This is a genomic window from Pseudomonas sp. MDV22-iso1, from assembly GCF_058145095.1.
In genome coordinates, this window is the sequence record NZ_JBYVMF010000026.1 from 60,578 (window position 1) to 80,304 (window position 19,727).

The 19,727-nt window shown below is 59.1% G+C and carries 19 protein-coding genes; 10 read left to right on the plus strand and 9 right to left on the minus strand.

The annotated features are described in order from the left end of the window. Positions 1–66 precede the first annotated feature (66 nt). Together AC3ZVB_RS24220 and AC3ZVB_RS24225 are read right to left on the minus strand one after the other, a co-directional pair. Positions 67–1,386, minus strand: a complete 1,320-nt coding sequence (locus tag AC3ZVB_RS24220; RefSeq protein ID WP_162440330.1) for an Nramp family divalent metal transporter — start codon at positions 1,384–1,386, stop codon at positions 67–69. Between the two features lie 70 nt (positions 1,387–1,456). Beyond that, complete coding sequence (locus AC3ZVB_RS24225; RefSeq protein WP_162440329.1) at positions 1,457–1,981, minus strand: chalcone isomerase family protein; 525 nt, start codon at positions 1,979–1,981, stop codon at positions 1,457–1,459. 164 nt (positions 1,982–2,145) lie between these two features. Between AC3ZVB_RS24225 and AC3ZVB_RS24230 the strand changes: the two genes are divergently transcribed. Together AC3ZVB_RS24230 and AC3ZVB_RS24235 are read left to right on the plus strand one after the other, a co-directional pair. Beyond that, positions 2,146–2,937, plus strand: coding sequence for a hypothetical protein (locus AC3ZVB_RS24230; protein ID WP_162440328.1), 792 nt, complete (start codon positions 2,146–2,148; stop codon positions 2,935–2,937). Between the two features lie 155 nt (positions 2,938–3,092). After that, a complete protein-coding gene (locus tag AC3ZVB_RS24235) occupies positions 3,093–3,665 on the plus strand; it encodes a DcrB/PsbP domain-containing protein (protein ID WP_490147910.1) in 573 nt (190 codons plus the stop codon). A gap of 3 nt (positions 3,666–3,668) precedes the next feature. Here the strand turns inward: AC3ZVB_RS24235 and AC3ZVB_RS24240 are convergent, their stop codons facing one another. The 3 genes from AC3ZVB_RS24240 to AC3ZVB_RS24250 all read right to left on the minus strand — a co-directional run bounded on the left by AC3ZVB_RS24240 (position 3,669) and on the right by AC3ZVB_RS24250 (position 6,677). Beyond that, positions 3,669–4,385, minus strand: a complete 717-nt coding sequence (locus tag AC3ZVB_RS24240; protein WP_490147911.1) for an alpha/beta hydrolase — start codon at positions 4,383–4,385, stop codon at positions 3,669–3,671. Positions 4,386–4,589: 204 nt separating this feature from the next. After that, the gene (locus AC3ZVB_RS24245) at positions 4,590–5,702 is read right to left on the minus strand and encodes a M14 family metallopeptidase (protein WP_490147912.1); all 1,113 of its coding nucleotides are present in this window, start codon (positions 5,700–5,702) and stop codon (positions 4,590–4,592) included. Positions 5,703–5,897: 195 nt separating this feature from the next. After that, positions 5,898–6,677, minus strand: a complete 780-nt coding sequence (locus tag AC3ZVB_RS24250) for an ABC transporter substrate-binding protein (protein WP_490147913.1) — start codon at positions 6,675–6,677, stop codon at positions 5,898–5,900. Positions 6,678–6,836: 159 nt separating this feature from the next. Between AC3ZVB_RS24250 and AC3ZVB_RS24255 the strand changes: the two genes are divergently transcribed. Then, complete coding sequence (locus tag AC3ZVB_RS24255) at positions 6,837–7,484, plus strand: type 1 glutamine amidotransferase (protein WP_490147914.1); 648 nt, start codon at positions 6,837–6,839, stop codon at positions 7,482–7,484. 22 nt (positions 7,485–7,506) lie between these two features. Here the strand turns inward: AC3ZVB_RS24255 and AC3ZVB_RS24260 are convergent, their stop codons facing one another. Further along, positions 7,507–7,941 carry a rhodanese-like domain-containing protein gene (locus tag AC3ZVB_RS24260; protein WP_490147915.1) on the minus strand — a complete coding sequence of 145 codons (435 nt, stop codon included), beginning with the start codon at positions 7,939–7,941 and terminating at the stop codon, positions 7,507–7,509. A 101-nt stretch (positions 7,942–8,042) separates the two neighbouring features. On the opposite strand from AC3ZVB_RS24260, the gene ftrA reads away from it, so the two are divergent. Next, positions 8,043–9,017: a transcriptional regulator FtrA gene (gene ftrA, locus AC3ZVB_RS24265; RefSeq protein WP_490147916.1), complete on the plus strand. Its 975-nt coding sequence runs from the start codon at positions 8,043–8,045 to the stop codon at positions 9,015–9,017. 135 nt (positions 9,018–9,152) lie between these two features. On the opposite strand, the gene cobF is transcribed toward ftrA, so the two are convergent. Continuing rightward, positions 9,153–9,908, minus strand: a complete 756-nt coding sequence (gene cobF / locus AC3ZVB_RS24270; protein WP_490147917.1) for a precorrin-6A synthase (deacetylating) — start codon at positions 9,906–9,908, stop codon at positions 9,153–9,155. Then, on the minus strand, positions 9,905–10,480 hold the full coding sequence (locus AC3ZVB_RS24275; protein WP_490147918.1) for a histidine phosphatase family protein: 576 nt from the start codon (positions 10,478–10,480) through the stop codon (positions 9,905–9,907). The genes cobF and AC3ZVB_RS24275 overlap by 4 nt, the downstream gene beginning before the upstream one ends. A gap of 556 nt (positions 10,481–11,036) precedes the next feature. On the opposite strand from AC3ZVB_RS24275, the gene AC3ZVB_RS24280 reads away from it, so the two are divergent. From AC3ZVB_RS24280 to AC3ZVB_RS24290, 3 genes are all read left to right on the plus strand, one after another. Next, positions 11,037–12,053: an arginine N-succinyltransferase gene (locus AC3ZVB_RS24280; RefSeq protein WP_490147919.1), complete on the plus strand. Its 1,017-nt coding sequence runs from the start codon at positions 11,037–11,039 to the stop codon at positions 12,051–12,053. Between the two features lie 61 nt (positions 12,054–12,114). After that, complete coding sequence (gene astA, locus AC3ZVB_RS24285) at positions 12,115–13,149, plus strand: arginine N-succinyltransferase (protein ID WP_490147920.1); 1,035 nt, start codon at positions 12,115–12,117, stop codon at positions 13,147–13,149. 151 nt (positions 13,150–13,300) lie between these two features. Then, positions 13,301–14,170 carry an isocitrate lyase/PEP mutase family protein gene (locus AC3ZVB_RS24290; protein ID WP_162440316.1) on the plus strand — a complete coding sequence of 290 codons (870 nt, stop codon included), beginning with the start codon at positions 13,301–13,303 and terminating at the stop codon, positions 14,168–14,170. A gap of 112 nt (positions 14,171–14,282) precedes the next feature. On the opposite strand, the gene AC3ZVB_RS24295 is transcribed toward AC3ZVB_RS24290, so the two are convergent. Continuing rightward, positions 14,283–15,356: a diguanylate cyclase gene (locus AC3ZVB_RS24295; RefSeq protein WP_490147921.1), complete on the minus strand. Its 1,074-nt coding sequence runs from the start codon at positions 15,354–15,356 to the stop codon at positions 14,283–14,285. 193 nt (positions 15,357–15,549) lie between these two features. Between AC3ZVB_RS24295 and AC3ZVB_RS24300 the strand changes: the two genes are divergently transcribed. From AC3ZVB_RS24300 to hglS, 3 genes are all read left to right on the plus strand, one after another. Next, on the plus strand, positions 15,550–17,004 hold the full coding sequence (locus tag AC3ZVB_RS24300) for a flavin-containing monooxygenase (protein WP_490147922.1): 1,455 nt from the start codon (positions 15,550–15,552) through the stop codon (positions 17,002–17,004). A gap of 21 nt (positions 17,005–17,025) precedes the next feature. Next, entirely contained in the window at positions 17,026–17,967 is a 942-nt protein-coding gene (locus tag AC3ZVB_RS24305) for an alpha/beta fold hydrolase (protein WP_162440313.1), read from the plus strand. A 239-nt stretch (positions 17,968–18,206) separates the two neighbouring features. Further along, positions 18,207–19,583, plus strand: coding sequence for a 2-oxoadipate dioxygenase/decarboxylase HglS (gene hglS / locus AC3ZVB_RS24310; RefSeq protein WP_490147923.1), 1,377 nt, complete (start codon positions 18,207–18,209; stop codon positions 19,581–19,583). Positions 19,584–19,727 lie beyond the last annotated feature (144 nt).

The window sequence follows — 19,727 nt, forward strand, 5'->3', positions numbered from 1 at the left end:
GGGAGCAAGCTCCCTCGCCACAATGAGTCAGCGTCCACTTCAGAAACACCGGGTTCTTTACACGGCTCACACCACAAACTGAAAGATCAACCAGCTATTCGCCCCACTGATCACCCCGAACAACCCCCACGCCAATACCCGCGTCGGCAGTCGATTGACGAAGGGTCCCATCAACCGATGATCATTGGTCATGCGGATCAACGGATACAGCGCAAACGGTAATTGCAGGCTCAACACCACCTGACTCAACACCAATAGCTTGCCAATCGCATCATCCCCCATTAGCCAGACGCCGATGAAGGCCGGGATCAGCGCCAGCCCCCGGGTGATCAACCGTCGTTGCCAGCACGGAATTCTCAGGTTCAGGTAACCCTCCATGATCACTTGCCCGGCGATGGTGCCGGTGAAGGTCGAGCTCTGCCCCGAGGCCAGCAAGGCCACGCCAAACAAAACGCTGGCCAGCGCCCCACCGACCAACGGATCAAGCAAGTGATAAGCGTCCTGAATGTCCACCACATCGGAATGCCCGGTCTTGTGAAACGCCGCCGCCGCGAGAATCAAGATGGCGGCATTGACCATCAATGCCAGCGCCAGGGAACCGATGGTATCGATACGCGCCAGCTTCACCGCGTCCTGCTTGCTGGCCAGGTCCTTGCCGATCATCCGGGTTTGCACGATCGAAGTGTGCAGATACAGGTTATGCGGCATCACCGTCGCCCCGAGGATCCCGATGGCCAGGTACAAGGGTGCGGCGTCGCTGATGGCGGACAATGACGGCGTAAAACCCTGGAAGACCTCAGGCCAGTAAGGCTTGATCAGCAACAGCTCCACGAAGAAACACACACCGATGGTGCTCACCAGCACCAGCATGATCGCCTCCAGCCGACGGAAGCCACGGTTCTGCAAGGCCAGCACCAACAGCGTGTCGAAGGCCGTCAGGGCAATGCCGACCGTCAGCGAACAGCCCAGTAGCAAGTGAAACGCCAGCGCACAGCCAAGCACTTCAGCGAGGTCGGTGGCGATGATTGAAATTTCCGCCAGCACCCACTGGGTCCGCGCCGTGCGGGTGCTGTAGCGCTCCCGGCACAGCTGTGCCAGATCGCGCCCGGTGGCAATGCCCAGGCGTGAGCACAGGCACTGCACCACCATCCCCGCCAGACTCGCCAGCAGCACCACGAACAACAGGCTGTAGCCAAACCGCGAACCCGCTTCGATGGCCGTCGCCCAGTTGCCCGGGTCCATGTAGCCGATTGAAACCAGCAAGCCGGGACCGGCGAAACGCAGCACACGTTTGAAGAATGAGGCGCGGGGATCGACGGCCACGCTGCCCGCCACTTCCGGCGGGCAGAAGGGTGCAGTGGCGATTTTGGGCAAACTGAATTTCACGCAGTCATCCGTCAACAGGTCAGAGGAGGCAGCTTAAACGTTTCGCTCACTGCGGTGAAAACACTCGCCTCTATCGACCCAATAATTGCTGGCGCAATTCAGGATTCCGGGTGCGCGGGTCCAACCAGATGTTGAAGAAGGCGCGAGCGAATTGCGGGTCTTGCACTTCATGCTGCAATTGCTGGCCCACAAAAAACCGCGCGCCCTGCCCCGGCACATACACCCCGGTAATACGGGTTCCGGGCTGCACATCGACAAACGACCGTTGCATCTGCGCCTGCCAGCCGGCGAGTTGCTCGCTGCTCACCGCCGAACCGGACAGGCGCTTGATTTCATCGACGCTGGCTTGCACCAGATCGTCTCGGGAAATCTTGCGTTGATAGATCAACTCCAGCGCGAAGGGCTGGTCATCGGATAACGGCTGCGCTGCGCTCCAGAGTCGGGCGTTGTAGACATCGAAACCAAAGACACTGAACTCTCCGGCGCCAATGATCCGCGCACCGGGCACCGCTTCCTGCCAACTGGCCATGGCTTGAGACCCCAGCAACATCAACATCCATACGCAGTGGCATAAGGCGGATCGCAGGTTGTTCATGGGGGTTTCGATTCTTCGGGGGGCCTGTTAAAAACTTATACGCAACAAGACAATTTGTACAATTTTCCACGTCGATGTTTTTGTATACAAAAACAGGCAAACCATAGCGCAATCCATCCCCGACGATGCTAACGTTGGCGCTCACTTGGTTCGGAGGTGCGTGCGTGCTCTTGCTTAAATTGCTGGTGATCCCGGGATTTCTGCTACTGATTTCCCTGGCGGGTAAACGCTGGGGACCGAGCGTGGCCGGGTGGCTATCGGGATTGCCAGTGGTGGTCGGACCGATTCTGTTCTTCCTCGCCATCGAACAGGGTGAGGTGTTTGCCGCCCAGTCAGCGACAGCGGCGTTGTCCGCCATGTTTGCGATGATCGCCTTTTGCGTCACCTACGCCCAGGTAGCACAACGCAAGGGCTGGCCGTGGGCCTTGGTGATTTCATTGCTGGTGTGGGCCTTGGTGGCCGCAGTGCTGTCGCTGATCCCTGCGTCCCTGGTGTTCTCGGTCATCGCCGCCGCCACCGCGCTGTTGGCAGCGCCTTACCTGTTTCCTGCGGTGCAGCCCATCGTGTCCGGGCCTGCGCCAAAGTCCGACAAATTGCTGCTGCGCATGGTCGCCGGTGCCTTGCTGACCCTGGCGGTTACCTTGCTGGCCAGCACCGTGGGCGAACGCTGGAGTGGACTGCTGGCGGTGTTCCCGGTGCTGGGCAGCGTAATGGCGGTGTTCTCCCAGCAAACCCGCGGGCCCGCATTTACTGCCGCGTTGCTACGAGCCACCGCAACGGGCATGTACTCGTTCGCCGCCTTTTGCCTGGTACTGGCATTGACCCTACCCCGCATGGGATTGAGCGCTTTTGCTGTGAGCGTGGCGGTCTCGGTGTTGATGCTGGGGGTGACTAAACGCTTGCTGGCAAAACCTGCGAGTCTGCCGTCAACACGTTCGGTTAAATCGAACAGTTAGCGCAACAAGCCCGCCCGTCGCAATCGGTTCCCACAGAACCAGGCGGACTGACTCACAGCACCAGGGGCACTACCGCCCGTTACCCCGCGCTGGAATGCCTCATGGCCTCCATGGGATGATCGCCCGCATTGCGCGACCATCCCTGGAGATTTTGAATGTCACTGTTGAGTAAGAAAGCCGTTGTCCTGTTGCTGATGGCGGTTGCCAGCCTCGGGGCTTTGAATGCGCAAGCGGCCAAGGCCACGGCTAAAGACACGGCGCCCAGCCAGAAAGTCTCCATGCTGGGCGGCAAGTTTACCTTCACCCTGCCTAAGGGTTTCATCGCCAACCCGCTGCCCGCCAGCTCTACTGGCGCAAGCGGCACCATGTACTCCAACGAGACCACCAAAACCGTGATCATCACGGCTGAAAACAGCTTGCCCGAGGGCGTCAAGGTCAAGGACAACGATGGCGAGTTTCTCGACGGCACGGCGGCCGACTTCGACGCGGCACAGCGCAAAGCACTGCCTGACTACAACAAGTTGAGCGAAAAAAGCCTGACGCTGAAAAAGACCGGGCTAGGGCTGCGCCAGATCGACAGTACCGCCACACGCGGTGGCGGCCAGACCCTCAACACCACGCTGATGGCAGCATCAGGCAGCCACTTGGCCTTGGTTCAGGTCATTTCCCGTCCCGGCGATATGGCCGCCCATGAAACGTTGATCAAGCAGATGGTCAGCGGCAAGTAACACTCAGGGATTGAGGCGCTGCAACCAGGCGCTGAGGTCCTGCATCTCCCCGGCACTGATGGAGTGACCCACGCCTTCGTAGGCATGAAACTCAGGTTTGAGGGACAGGCTTTGCAACAGGCTGTTGGCGTCGGTGCCGTCCTTGAACGGCAGGCGCGTGTCGGCGGTGCCATGACCAATGAAAATCCCCAGGTTCTGGCGTTTTTCATCCGGTTTCAATTCGGACTTGAGCACCGGCAAAATTCGCCCGCTCAAGGCTGCGATGCCGCCGACGGCCTCGGGATGCCGCAACGCCACTTCGTAGGACATGATCGCGCCCTGACTGAAACCCACCAGGTACACCTTGTTCGGTTGCGTGTGGTATTTCTTCGCGGCTTGCGCGATGAAATCCAGCAACACCTGGCCGCTGCTTTTCAGGTCATCCGTCTCGCCGTTGTAGGCGCCTTTGCCTTTCTGGCGAAACCACTGATAACTGCCCTCTTCCATCACGATCGGCGCCCGTACCGACAGGTAGGTGTAGGTGGCAGGCAACTCGTCCTTGATACCGAACAGGTCTTGCTCGTTGCTGCCATAACCGTGAAGGAAAATCACCAGCGGCTTATCACGGGAATCGGGCAGGGTCTGCTCCAGGTATTTGAGCGGCAGGTCGGTTTGCAGCGGGGTTTGAGCGTGGACAGCGGCCGACGCCAGGAGCGTCAGCAGAGCGAGAAACTTCAACATAAGCCTTCCTTCACATGTGCAGGATTCGAGGTTGAGCCTAACAAAAACGACGCCCACTTGTAGGAGCTGTCGAGAGAAACGAGGCTGCGATCTTTTGATCTTGTCTTTAAAAAAAGCAAAATCAAAAGATCGCAGCCTCGTTTCACTCGACAGCTCCTACACAGCTCCTACACGGCTCCTACAGGGCACCAACAGGTCAGTTCATCAATCGTTGATGAGCTTCCCTACCCGAATCGGGTCGCGCCCTGCCACCTTCGCCTGCCACGTGCCCGGCTGGGTATAGCGTCCACGATCTATGGCAAACAACACCCCGCTGGTCCCGGCGCGTACCGTGGTCACCCGGTCATTCAACGGATCGACCACTTCGAACAAGGCATCCCCCTGCTCCACCCATTCGCCGGCCTCGCGCAGGAAGCTGACGACCCCGTGATGCGGCGCAAACAGGTACTCGGTGCCTTCGAATGGCATGCCCTCACAGCATTCATCCGGCGTCGGCGCCCAGTCTCCCTTGATGAAACCCTGCTCGGCGAGGAACCCGAGAATCGCCTCGGCATTGGCCTGGGCCTGATCGACTCGGGTATCGCCCATGCTGCCCAGCTCCAGCGTCGTCGCCAGGTTGGCCGGGGGAATGGCCGCGTCGGGAAAGGCCCGCGCCAGGCGCAGCCACGGCGATGAACAGGATTCATCGAACGAGCTGCCACCGGAATCCTCGCAGAGCAACGCGACACCGGCCTTCAGGCGCGCGGCCATCGACTTCCACTGTGGCCAGTGTTGCGGCAACGCATAGAGATGAATCGCTGCGTCGAAGTCGCAGTGCAGATCCAGCGTGATGTCGGCGTCACAGGCATGGCGCAGTAGCAATCGGTGCATGGCCTCCAATTGCGAGGCGGGTGCCGGCAAGGTGTCGAGTACCTGGCCCATGGCCTGGCGAATCAGCGTGATGTTAGCAAGTGCATCGTCGCCCAGGCGATCACCAATCAACGTGGCCACCGGTGCACTGAGCTCGACGAACGAGCGGTTGAAGTTCTTGCCGCTGCCCAGCTCGAAGCGGCCCATGTGACTGCCTTGCAGGTGCTGATCGAGCCCGATCGGATTGGCCACCGGCACCAGTTCGATCACACCCTGCAGCTGCCCTTGGGCTTCGAGTTCAGCCAGGCGTTTTTTCAGTTCCCAGGCGGTGCGCATGCCCGGTAACTCATCAGCGTGCAGGCTGGCCTGGATGTAGACCTTGCGAGTGCCCGCGCCGTAACGGAACACGCTGAGGGTGCGCTCGGTCCCCAGGTGGCTCCAGGGCAGTGGATGGTCGATGCGTTGCATGGGGGAGCTCCCGTAAAAGTGGCGCTGAAATCACCTGTGGGAGCAAGGCTTGCCTGCGAAGGCGTCGGTTCACTCAATATGAATGGCGCCTGACACGATGCCTTCGCGGGCAAGCCTTGCTCCCACAGGTTTCTCATCTCAAATGAAAAAAAAATGGCAACCCTGTCAGCGGTTGCCATTTTTTAAACGAATCGTTTACTCGCCGTAAACGTCAAAATTGAAGTACTTGTCCTGCACTTGCTTGTACTTGCCGTTGGCACGGATCTCAGTGATGGCGGTGTTGAATTTGTCCGCCAGCGCTGTGTCACCCTTGCGCACAGCGATACCGGCGCCGCCACCGAAGTACTTGGCGTCTTCATAGGTCGGTCCGACAAATGCGAAGCCCTTGCCGGCGTCGGTTTTCAGGAAACCGTCGTCGAGGTTGACCGAATCGGCCAGCATGGCGTCGAGGCGACCGGAAACCATATCAAGGTTGGCTTCCTGCTGGGAGCTGTAACGAACCAGGATGATACCGGCCGGTTGCAGCACTTCAGTGGCGAAGCGGTCGTGGGTACTGGCACGCAACACGCCAACTTTCTTGCCTTTGAGTTCGGTCAGCGGGTCCTTGACGTCAGCGCCTTCCTTCATCACGAATCGCGCGGGTGTGTGGTAGTACTTGATGGTGAAATCAACGTTTTTCTTGCGGTCGTCAGTGATGGTCATGGACGACAGGATGGCGTCGATTTTCTTGACCTTCAGCGCCGGGATCAAGCCATCGAACTCTTGTTCGACCCAGGTACATTTCACTTTCATCTGCTCGCACAGAGCATCGCCGATGTCCACGTCGAAACCGGTGAGCTTGCCGTCAGGGGTTTTCATCGAGAATGGCGGGTAACCGGCTTCGATCCCGATACGGATCGGCTTGGCGTCATCAGCCACAGCGGTCAGGGACAGCATCGACAGTGCCAGAGCACCGAACATCACTAGCTTCTTCATTTATAACTCCTGTATGCGGAGGCTTTTATTGGCAGCGTTCGATTGGTAGCTTTCGGGCGTCAGCGTTATAGGCGGCGACCGAAGTGGCCGGCAGTCTAGAGCGGCTGCAGAGCAGCAAATTGTGTTTAGGCGACAAATACTTATAAAAAGGTGGCAGGCATGAACAGCGAGAAGACGACGTTGAATGTGATTCAACACCACAGTGCTGAAGGCCCCGGTGCGATTGCTCATTGGGCGCAGGCTCGTGGGTTGTCGCTGACGGTCTTTCGCGCTTATCTGGGCGAGTTGCCGCCGATGAGCGCTGAGCCAGTCGTCCTGCTGGGCGGGCCTTACGAATCGAACGCCGGGCCGGCTTGGCTGGAAGCCGAACGTCAGTGGCTGGCAGGCATTCTGGAGCGCGGGGCTCCGGTGTTCGCCATCTGCCTGGGGGCGCAGCTGCTGGCGTTGGGTCTTGGCGGGAACATCCGGCGGATGGACAGCCCGGAAACGGGCTGGACCACTGTCACATTCACTGATGGCCAGGCATTGAGCATGCTGGAGTGGCACGAAGACGCAATCAACCTGCCGCCGCAGGCGCAATGCCTTGCTCGCAGTGATCGCTGTGAACAGCAGATGTACAGCGTCGGGCCGACCCGGGTGGGACTGCAGTTTCATCCCGAGTGGAACGCCGAATCGGTGGCGACGCTCAATGAATTCTTCGCCGAGGAATCACCGCTGCCACGAGGGCAGCCGGACAGCGCGGCGTACGCAAAGGTTTTTGCTTGGCTGCAGGTGACGCTGGATGCGTGGTGGGAGGCTTGCGTTTGAAGGGGCGATCTTTTCGGTTACTTCAACATTCGCAGCCAATCACCGTATTGACGGAACGTTGCACTGCTCCACTCAACTCAAACCCCTCATCCAGCCAACCGGTCACCCCGCCGATCATCTCCTTGACCGGATAATCCAGCGCCGCCAGTTTCACCGCCGCCTTGTTCGCGCCATTGCAGTGGGGGCCGGCGCAATAGACAACGAACAGGGTCGATTTCGGCCAGGCCGCCAACGCGTCAGCGGTCAGCAGCCGCCCCGGGATGTTAATCGCGCCCGGCACATGACCCCGGTCAAACGCCATCGGGCCTCGTACGTCCACCAGGACAAAATCCACATCGCCTGCCTGTTGGCTGCTGAAGACGTCGGAACAATCGGTTTCGAAGGTCAGACGGTTGCTGAAATGCATCAGGGCAATGGCCGAGGGCGCGGCAGGAATCTCACGGACAAGACTGGTCATGGGCTGTACTCCAGAGTGTTTTTGGGTGTGAGACCACTTTATCGGCCTGATGCTTGAGGCTAAAGTGGCGCACAAGACACTCACCGGGAACTTTCCGCCAAATGCAACGAACCCCTGGATTGGTCGCGATTCTGGCCTATGACGGCCTCTGCACCTTCGAATTCGGCATCGCCGTGGAGATCTTCGGCCTGGACCGACCCGAGTTCGAATTCCCCTGGTACGGGCACCGGATTGTCGCGGTCGATCAAGGCCCGATGCGCGCCATGGGCGGCATTCAGGTGCTGGCGGATGGCGGCATGGAACTGCTTGAAGAGGCCCGGACCATCATCATCCCCGGCTGGCGCGACCGCAGTGCCCCCGTGCCTGAAGCCTTGCTCAACGGCCTGCGTCGAGCCCATGCGCGGGGTGCGCGGTTGCTGTCGATATGCTCTGGGGTTTTCGTGCTGGCGGCGACCGGATTGCTCGATGGTCACCGCGCCACGACGCATTGGCGCTACACCACTGAACTGGCGGAGCGATTTCCCAACATCCTGGTCGATGCGCAGGTGCTGTACGTCGACTCGGGTCAGTTGATCACCTCAGCCGGCAGCGCTGCCGGCATCGATGCCTGCCTGCACCTGGTGGCCCGGGATTTCGGCACCCTGGTCGCCAATTCGGTGGCACGTCGCCTGGTCATGTCGCCACAACGCACCGGCGGGCAGGCGCAATTCATTCCTTCACCGGTCAGTCCTACGCCGCGCAGCGACCTGTCCCGCGTCATGCAATGGTCTCGGGAACGCTTGCATCAACCACTGGAGGTGCGCGATATGGCCAGTGAGGCGGCCATGAGCGAACGAACGTTCTTGCGGCGGTTCACTGAAGCCACCGGCCTGCCCCCCAAAGCCTGGCTGCAGCATGAGCGCCTGGGGCGTGCGCGGGAATTACTGGAGAGCACGAATCAGAACACCGAGCAGATCGCCATGGGGTGTGGTTATCGATCGGTGGAAACTTTTCGGGTGGCCTTTCGCAGTGTGGTCGGCGTGCCGCCGTCGGTGTATCGGGAGCGGTTTGGGCGCGAGGTCAAGTTGGAGGTTTGAGGTGTGCTTTGACGGCCTCATCGCGAGCAGGCTCACTCCTACATGGAAAGGTGGTGTACACAAAATCTGCGAACTACTTAAATCACTGTAGGAGCGAGCCTGCTCGCGATGAGGCCTGCTTAGGCGCAACACATCTCAAGGCTTACGCAATAAATAGGTATCCATGATCCAGCCATTGGCCATTCGGGCAGCTTTGCGCACCCGCTCGATCTCCTGCGCCACGTCCTTGAGCTTGCCACTGATAAGCATTTCATCCGGCGTCCCCAGGTAAGCGCCCCAATAAATCTCGGTCTCCGGATCAGCCACCTGATGGTAGGCATCTTGCGCATCGAGCATCACCACCAGGCTGTCGGCATTGCTCACCTGCCCCGCTGCCAGACGGCGCCCGGTGGTGATTTCAATCGACCGCCCGATCCGATTCAACGGCACCTTGTGCTGCGCTGCCAACGCCTGAACGCTGGTGATGCCGGGAATCACTTCAAAATCGAATACACAAACGCCTGACGCCAGGATTGCCTGCAAAATCCGCACAGTGCTGTCGTACAACGCCGGATCGCCCCACACCAGAAAACCGGCACACTCGTTGTCGGACATTTGCTCGTTGATCAGCCGTTCGAACGTGCGCTGCTTGGCCAGATTCAGATCATCGACGCTGGTCGTGTAGTCCACATCACCTCGCTGGCGCTCCGGGCTGTGGGCTTCGATGAAGCGATAGGCGTGATCGGTAATGTAGCGCTCACAGATCTCGCGGCGCAGTTCGATCAGCTTGTCTTTGCTTTCACCCTTGTCCATGAGGAAAAACACGTCGACAAGGTTGAGCGCCTTTACCGCCTGCATCGTGATGTAGTCGGGGTTGCCCGCACCGATGCCGATCACCAGAAGCTTTTTCATCGTTTTGCGTCCTCTATAACCGTCTCTGGCAAGCGCAGTCGCCAGCGCCCGTTGTAGCGAAGTTCGGTGGACGACAGCGGTTCAACATCGATCTGATTAAACGCCGAACAGTTCAAGACATGGGTCAGCGCGGCGCGAATGACAAAGGGATGGGTGAATGCCACGACGTGCCCGGGGGTTGCCTCAAGGGTCGTCAGCCAGGCGGCGACTCGCTCAAGAAGTTGTGCAACCGACTCGCCACCATGGGGTGCGCAAACCGGGTCAGCCAGCCAGGCTTCGAGGGCCTCGGGTTCTGACTGCTGCAAGTCATCGATCTGCGCCCCGCTCCATCGGCCGAAATCGCAATCGCGCAATGCCTCGGCAACCTCGACATCATTGGCGTAAAACGCAGCCGTTTGCCGGGTGCGCAATTCCGGTCCACACAGAAAGCGTGGTGCTTTTTTGAAAAAGGCAGCGCGCGAACCCTCTGCCGACTGCCATTTTATTTCCACAGGCTCATTTGTAGGAAAACGCCCTAATTTTTGTGCGACGGTTCGAGCGTGGCAAATCAAAGTCAAATGGGTCGCCTGCACAAAAAATCACTCGATCAAAAGGTTCGGAGCACGGCAACAGGCCGTGGATGATTGCTTAATTGTGCCGTATCCCACGCCAACGGGAGCATTTCGTTTGCGCGGCTTTCATTAATTAACGCGTAGAAAAAGGCATTGTCTTACACCAATTTTGGAAAGGGCCTACACACAGGAGCGTCATTCTTGTAGCCCTTGGCATACGGGCTTTTCGCCTTATTCAAGACGTTGAAACGCCTGGCAAAAATTCACTAGACAGGCACCCTGGCTTCCATAAATACTGATTTCGCGAAAGCAGAAAACACAGGAAAAATATCCAGCAGAAGCACGGACGCTCTGTCTAACCGCCCTGAATGATCACCTTCGATAACCCAGTGTTTGCCCGATGACACAACAGGTGTTCAACACGTCATCGTAATACCGTTCAACACTAAAAAGCTGACACAGAAGAAGAGCGGCACCTGAACACACATCAGGGTACCGCCCGAGCAATGCGTGGAAACCGACAGTGATAGTCAGGTTGGGTGCGTGCCACCGAACCCTTTGATACAGGAGTACGTCCATGCTGGTCTTACGCCCGGTCGAGTTAAACGACCTGCCCCAGTTACAGCGACTTGCCCGCGAAAGCCTGGTGGGTGTCACGTCCTTGCCGGACGACGCTGAACGCTTGCGCCAGAGGGTACTCGACTCTTGTGCCTCGATTGAAAAAGACGTTGAAGATCATGGCCCGGAGAATTATTTCTTCGTCCTGGAAGATCTGACGTGCCAGCGCCTGGTGGGCTGTTCGGAAATCCTCGCCACTGCCGGCTACAACGAGCCCTTCTACAGCCTGCGCAACCGTCACTACACCAGTGCCTCGCGTGAACTCAATATCGAGCATGACGTACCCACACTGTCGCTGTGTCATGACCTGAGCGGCCATACCTTGTTGCGGGGTTTTCATATTGACGCCGAGTGGGTTCGGTCGCCGTTTTCCGAACTGCTGTCCCGGGCTCGACTGTTGTTTATCGGTGCTCACTCAAGCCGTTTTGCCAACACAGTAATCACGGAGATTGTCGGTTTCAGCAACGATGAAGGCGGGTCGCCGTTCTGGGACGCAGTCGGCAAGCATTTCTTCGACCTGCCCTATGCCGAGGCGGAAAAGCTGTGCGGTTTGAACAGCCGGACGTTCCTTGCGGAGCTGATGCCCCACTACCCGATTTACCTGCCGATGTTGCCCGAGACGGCACGCGACTGCGTCGGACGCATCCATCCCGATGGCCAGGAAGCCTTCGATATCCTCGAGCGTGAGGGGTTCGATACCTGTCAGTACGTCGACCTGTTTGACGGCGGTCCTACCTTGCAAGCCCGGCTTTGCGACATCCGCTCCATCGCCCAAAGTCATATCGCCACGGTAAAAACCGGGTCCTCCATTGATGCCCGTGGCCGCTATCTGGTGAGCAACGATTTACTTAAGGGCTATCGGGCGATTGTCGCCGAACTGGACGTCAACCCTGGGCAACCAGTGGTACTTGACGCCAGGATGCGCGCTGCCTTGAACGTGAGCGAAGGCAGCCGGATACGGTTGATCGCCCTTTGACGAGCGCCCGACAACGTTTCCCACGACTGCGCCCGGGCAGTCGCGAAGAAGGAGCTTCAACATGCTAGTCCGTCCGGTCAGTGTCACCGACCTGCCTGCGTTGCTCGCGCTGGTGCGCGAAGCCGGTCCCGGGTTCACCACCCTGCCAGCCAATGAAGAACAACTGTTCCACCGGGTGCGCTGGGCGCAACGCACGTTCGCCGAACAAGTGGAACGTGCCGATGCCGATTACCTGTTCGTGCTCGAAGACGACGATCAACAGATTGTCGGAATCAGTGCCCTGACGGGAGCGGTCGGTATGCGCGAGCCCTGGTACAACTATCGCGTCGGCGTCACCGTCAGTTCTGCACCGGACCTGGGCATCAAGCGTCAGATTCCCACGCTGTTTCTGAACAATGAAATGACCGGGCAATCAGAGCTGTGTTCGCTGTTCCTGCGCCTGGATCATCGCTGGGGCAATAACGGACGATTGCTGTCATTGGGGCGTCTGCTGTTTGTGGCTGAATTCACGCACCTGTTCGGCGACAAACTGATCGCTGAACTGCGCGGTAGTGCCGATGAGCAAGGCTGCTCGCCGTTTTGGGACAGCCTGGGCAGGCATTTTTTCAAGAAGGATTTCAGTCAGGCCGACCATCTGGCCGGATCGGGCAGCAAATCATTCATCGCGGAACTGATGCCCCGCCAGCCCCTCTACACCTGTTTGCTCACCGAACAGGCACAGGCCGTGATCGGCAAAGCCCACCCCAATACAGCGCCGGCGTTGAAGATTCTTGAGGCCGAGGGATTTGCGCACAAGGGGTACATCGATATCTTCGACGGCGGTCCGATCATCGAGGCGCCGATGACGAGCATCCGCACCGTGCGCGACAGCGAACCGCTGATCCTGGCCATCGGCACGCCAGATAACCGGGCGCAGGTCTGGCTGATCCATAATCGTCGCATGGAGAACTGCCGTATCACTGCAGCCCCAGCGTGGCAGGATGGCAACAGCCTGATCGTCGACCGACAGACCGCCAAGCGCCTGCAACTGCAGCCCGGGGACTCGATAAGAGCCATACCGCTGGTCAACCGACAACTGAAGGCTGTAGCGGCGTAATCACCGCCGCCTTCGCCACAGAAACCGCCTTGCGTCAGTCCTTCTGCAAATTCGTCATCATTTCCCCTACGTCCCCGTGATAGCCTTTTGTTTCTTCGGCGTTGACACTTTTGCTCAAGCCCTTCCATTCCATTCCATTGGTGGAACTCTTATGTCCAGGCTATCTCATCAAGATTTGCGCCGTAATTTTCGCGAGCTGTTCGCTGCCAATACCTGCTATCACACCGCGTCGGTCTTTGACCCAATGTCAGCACGCATTGCCGCGGACCTGGGTTTTGAAGTGGGCATTCTCGGCGGTTCGGTCGCGTCGCTGCAGGTGCTGGGCGCCCCAGACTTTGCCTTGATTACCCTCAGCGAGTTTGCTGAGCAAGCCACGCGCATCGGCCGTGTCGCCCAATTGCCGGTGATCGCCGACGCCGACCATGGCTACGGTAACGCGCTGAACGTCATGCGCACCATCGTCGAACTCGAACGTGCCGGCATTGCCGCGCTGACGATTGAAGACACCCTCCTGCCCGCGCAATTCGGCCGCAAATCCACTGACCTGATTACGGTTGCCGAAGGCGTCGGCAAGATCCGCGCGGCGCTGGAAGCCCGGGTTGATTCGGAGATGGCGATCGTCGCCCGAACCAACGCAGGGATCCTGCCGGTCCAGGAAATCATCAGCCGTACCCAGCAGTACCAGCGCGCCGGGGCGGACGGGATCTGCATGGTCGGCGTTCGGGATTTCGAGCACCTCGAGCAGCTTGCCGAGCACCTGACCGTACCCTTGATGCTGGTGACCTACGGCAACCCGCTGCTGCGCGACGATAAACGCCTCGCCGAACTCGGCGTGCGGGTCACCATCGACGGCCATGGAGCGTATTTCGCGGCCATCAAAGCGACGTACGACAGTCTGCGGGAACAACGGCAAATGTTTACCCAGGCCTCGGATCTGAGCGCCACCGAACTGACGCACACCTACACGCAGCCCGAGGAATACATTCGTTGGGCTGAAGAGTTCATGAGCGTCAAGGAGTAGCGCGTCAGCGGTCGGGGCCATGCATGCCCCGGCCCTGTAGGAGCTGTCGAGTGAAACGAGGCTGCGATCTTTTGATCTTGCAATGCCCTACGGCAGCCAGCCTGTTCGTACCCTATACCGAATCCAGCAACTCATGATGAGGCCGGCTATCGCTGCTGCAAATCACGCGGTTGCGGCCGGTGGTCTTGGCTTCATACAGCGCATGGTCGGCGTCGTTAAGCCACAGGGTGGCATCGGCATGGCCCGGATCGAATGCGGCAATTCCGATGCTCAGGCTGACCTTCAACGCCGGATTCTGCTCGTAGCCCAGCGTGGCGAAGCGATCCCGTAACGAATCCATGGCGGCCGCCGCGCTGCTCAGGGGCAGGTCCGGCAGAATGACGCAGAACTCATCGCCGCCGTAACGCCCCGCCAGATCGGCGGCTCGCAGGTTTTGTTTAAGCATCTTGCTCAACTGCCGCAGGACGATGTCCCCGGCGACATGGCCGTACGTGTCATTGATGGTTTTGAAGTGATCGATGTCGATCAGCGCGATTGCCCCCCCCCTACGCTGACGTTGGCAACGCTGAAACTCGATCTCCAGTTGATCTTTCCAGGCCCCGTGATTGAGCAGGCCGGTCAGGCTGTCGGTACGGCTCAAGGCCAGCAATTCACGCTTGTGTTGACCGAGTGTGTAGGCCTGGCGAAAACAGATCCAGCCCAGTGCCAGCGGATAAAAACACAGCAAAGGCAAACAGGCATACAGCTGAAATTGACTGGTTTCAGGAATGAAAGCCGGGGCAAATATCAGCAGGCCGACGCCGACGCCCAGGATCTGCGCGACCGTAGCCACCAGCAAAAACCGCAACCCGCCGATCGCGACGTTGTTCATGGCCATCATGGAAATGGTCGCGGCACTGGGCAGCGGATTGAACTGCATGGCCGCCACCCAGAAGCCGCCGAAAAAGGCATCGACCAGTAGATTGCGGTATTCGGCGTGGTAGGGAACCGGCGCCCGACGCGCCCATTGGTAAGCCAGATGAGGCCACACAACGGCATTGAGCAGCATCACCACCCAGACCCAAGGGGCCGGGTTGAGGGGATGCATCGCCGCGCCAACGCACAAAAGGCCAAGTGCCAAACCCAGGGTTCGCGACGTGTAGAGCCTCCTTGCCAATGAAAGTCCCTTGACTCGCGCTTTTTCCATAGAGGCCTCTACGCCACTGAACGAAACCTGATGACACCGGGGTTGCGTGTGTGCTCGGAGTCTATCAGGGTAACGTTAAATAGCCATCACCGGCCGGCGGCCAAACGAGATCGCTTCAGGCGCAAGAGGTGGTCTATATATGAGGGATGGTTTCATAAGGGATAGTTTCGTTCGATCTCGATAAAGGAGGCTCATGCAGACTTTCCAGGTGCTGATCATCGGCAGTGGATTCGGCGGCCAGTGCGCGGCGATCAATTTACTCAAAGCCGGTATCGACGATTTTCGCCTGCTGGAACGGCGGGACTTTTTCGGCGGCACCTGGTGCCAGAACACCTATCCCGGCGCGGCGGTGGACGTCCCTTCACCGTTGTATTCCCTGTCTTTCGCGCCCTTTCGCTGGACGCAAATGTTCGCCGGCCAGGCCGAACTGCACCGCTACACCCAGCACGTCGTGGAGCACTTCGGCCTGCGGGAAAAGGTGGAACTGGAAACAAACGTCGAACGCATCGAATGGGACGAGCCCAACAAACGCTGGGCGGTACACACCGGCAACAAAGGCATTTTTTATGCGCAATTTGTGATCAATGCGACGGGGCCGCTCAGCCAACCGGTTATCCCGCACTTCGAAGGCCAGGAGCGCTTCAAGGGCAAGGCTTTTCACACCAACAGCTGGGATCACACCTACGACTACCGGCATAAACGCGTGGCCATCGTCGGCAGCGGCGCCAGCGCCGCGCAGGTCATTCCGGTGATCGCACCGGACGTTGAGCACTTGCATGTGTTCCAGCGCACACCGCACTGGGTGTTGCCCCGCGCCGACCGCACGTTTGGCCGTTTCCAGCGCTGGCTGCTCGGGCTCAAACCGGCCTACACGCTACTGCGCTGGATGATCTATTGGCAGTTCGAAACCCGGGTGATTGCATTCAAATACTCCAAACCGGCGATTCGGCTGGTGCAACAACACGCCCTGCGCTTTCTCAAGCGACAGGTACCCGACCCCGAACTGCGCCGCAAACTGACCCCGGACTACGCCATCGGCTGCAAGCGGATTATCGTCTCCAGCACTCTGTATCCGGCACTCGGGCGCAGCAACGTGACGCTGCACAGCCGGAAAAACGGCATCGCCAGCCTGGATGAAACCGGCATCATCACTGAGGACGGTCAGCACATCGACGTTGACCTGATCGTCTGGTCCACCGGCTACGACGCCACCGACGGGGTGATTTCCTACCCGGTCAGCGGAAAAAACGGCACGCCACTGAAGGACGTCTGGGCGCAATACCCCCGCGCCTATCTGGGCACCAGTCTGCCGGACTTCCCCAATCTGTTCATCGTCACCGGCCCCAACACCGGGATCGGCCACACCTCGGCGCTGTTCATTATCGAATCGCAGATGAATTACATCCTCGACTGCATTCTTACGTTAAAAAATCGGGGTTTGCGCAGCATCGAAGTGCGCCCCGACGCGGAACGCACCTACACTGAAATGATCCACAGAGAAATGGAGCGCACGGTGTGGAAATCCGGAGGTTGCCACAGTTGGTATCACAGCCGGAGCGGGCATGTGATAGCCATGTTTCCGGGATTCAGTTTCAGCTATCACCGGCTGACCCGGGCACTGAAACCCGCCGACCATATCCTCTCCTGATCCGATAAAAGGAAGACACTGATGCTTCTATTGGTTGTCGCAATTGCCGTTTTCATCGCCTGGAGCTGGTTGAGCTACCCCGCAATCGGCTACGTGCTTTATGACTTGAGCGTCACCATCGAAGCCAGGCTATATCGACTCCACAAGATCGTCGTACCGATCAGCGAAATGACCGTATCGACCTGGCAAGGTGGCCCCTACGAAGCCACCAGCAGCGTGTTGATGCTCCACGGTTACAGCGCCGACAAGAACCTGTGGCTACGCTTCGCCCGACATTTTGTCGGCAGCCACCGGGTGATCATTCCCGATATCGCCGGCCACGGTGAAACCGGCTTCAAGGCCGGTGGCGGTTATGACATTGCGCTCCAGGCCAAACGCATGATCCAGTTGCTCGATGTGTGCGGGGTCGAGAAAGTCCATGTGATCGGCAATTCCATGGGCGGCTACATCGCCGCCTGGCTCGCCGCCACCTACCCCGACCGAATCGCTTCGGTCGCCCTCATCGATCCCGCCGGCGTCACGGCTCCCGAAATCAGTGACCTGGAACGGCAGCTGTCCAAGGGACACAACCCGTTCCTGATCAACTCCCGGGAAGAGTTCCGGCATTTCTACGCCATGACCATGGCCAACCCACCTTGGGTACCCGGCGTGGTGCTGGACGCCATCGCCCAGCGCTACGAACAGTCTCGCGATGAACTCGAAGAAATCTTCAAAGACTTTCGCGCCAGCCCGCCGATGGAACCACGACTTCCCGACATCAAATGCCCGGCGCTGCTGGTGTGGGGTCGCAAAGACCGTCTGATCGATGTCAGCAGCGTGGCCATCTGGAGTAAAGGCATCGTAGATCTGCGGGTGGAAATTCTCGAAGGCGTCGGCCATATGCCCATGGTCGAAGAGCCGGCCTACACGGCGCGTCTGTATGGAGAATTCCTGGCCGCCCACCGCTCGCACCTTCCGGTGTAATCGGGACTGCACGGTCGGCTCCAATCCCTGTAGCAGCTGCCGAAGGCTGCGTCCGACTGCGGTGTGGCGAGGGGGCGTGGTGTATGCGAGTTGCTACAGGGATTGGAGCCAGGCGCGCAATCAGGCTGGGCAAGCAGTCCTTGGCAGAATGAAGTCCGTAAGATTCTTCGTTTGTCGGCGTCGCTGAAGGCTGCGATCTTTTCTCCATCCTTTTCGTCACCGCGCCAGGAAATTTCTTCATGAGCCACCCCAGCTTCGTCAGCCCCGACCTGATCCGCCAACGCTTCTCCAAAGCGATGTCCGACATGTACCGCGAAGAAGTGCCGCTGTACGGCGCATTGATGGCATTGGTGGAACAAACGAACCGCCACGTGCTGGAAACCGATCCGCAGGTGGCCAGCCAATTGAACAGCACCGGCGAGATCCAGCGTCTGGACCTGGAGCGCCACGGCGCGATCCGCGTAGGCACGGCCAACGAACTGGCCACCCTCGCCCGCTTGTTTGCGGTCATGGGCATGCAACCGGTCGGTTACTACGACCTGACCCCGGCTGGCGTACCAGTGCATTCCACGGCGTTCCGCGCGGTGCATGAAATGGCGTTGCAGGTGAGCCCGTTTCGAGTGTTCACCTCACTGCTGCGCCTGGAGCTGATCGAAGACCTGGAACTGCGTGCCTTCGCGCAATCGGTATTGGATCAGCGTTCGATCTTCACCCCGGCAGCGCTGAACCTCATCGATCGCGCGGAACGCGATGGCGGCCTCACCGAAGAGGATGCCCGGCACTTCGTCGAACAGGCACTTGAAACCTTTCGCTGGCACCACAGCGCCACCGTCACCGCCGAGCAGTACCGCAAACTCAGCGCCCAACATCGCTTGATCGCCGACGTGGTGGCATTCAAAGGCCCCCACATCAACCACCTGACACCGCGAACCCTGGACATCGATATCGTCCAGGCGCAAATGCCTGCCCACGGCATCACCCCCAAAGCAGTCATCGAAGGCCCGCCTCGCCGACAGTGCCCGATCCTGCTGCGTCAGACCAGTTTCAAAGCCCTGGACGAGCCCATCGCCTTCACCGATCAAACCAGCACCCACGGCAGTCACAGCGCCCGCTTCGGTGAAATCGAACAACGCGGCGCCGCCCTGACCCCCAAAGGCAGGGCGCTGTATGACCGTTTGCTCAACGCCGCCCGGGATGAACTCGACGACTTCCCCAACGAAGGCAACGCTGCACGCTACAACGCACTGATGACACAACACTTCGCCGAATTCCCCGACACCCTTGAAGGCATGCGCCAACAGGAACTGGCGTACTTTCGCTACTTCGTCACGGAAAAAGGAAGGGCAACCTCGGACCTGAAATCCCTGGCGCTGGACGAGCTGCTTGATGAAGGTTTTTTTCAGGTAGAACCGTTGGTGTATGAAGACTTCCTGCCCGTCAGTGCCGCGGGGATTTTCCAGTCGAACCTCGGCGATGCCGCGCAAAGCCACTACGGCGAACACTCGAACAGACAAGCGTTCGAACAAGCCTTGGGGCGCTCGACCATTGATGAATTAAGCTTGTACGCCGAGACACAGCGACGTTCGATTGAGCAGTGTTTTGAAGCGCTGGGCTGAACAGGTAAACGAGATTTTTTGCATTTGATCTGTTGTTGATCTTGATCTTCTTGCCCCTTGGGAAGGCCGAGCGCAGGTTCTGCGCAGTTGGCAACCCGGCATGGATGCCGGGTTAGCCGCGCACGGCCATGGATGGCCGATCGC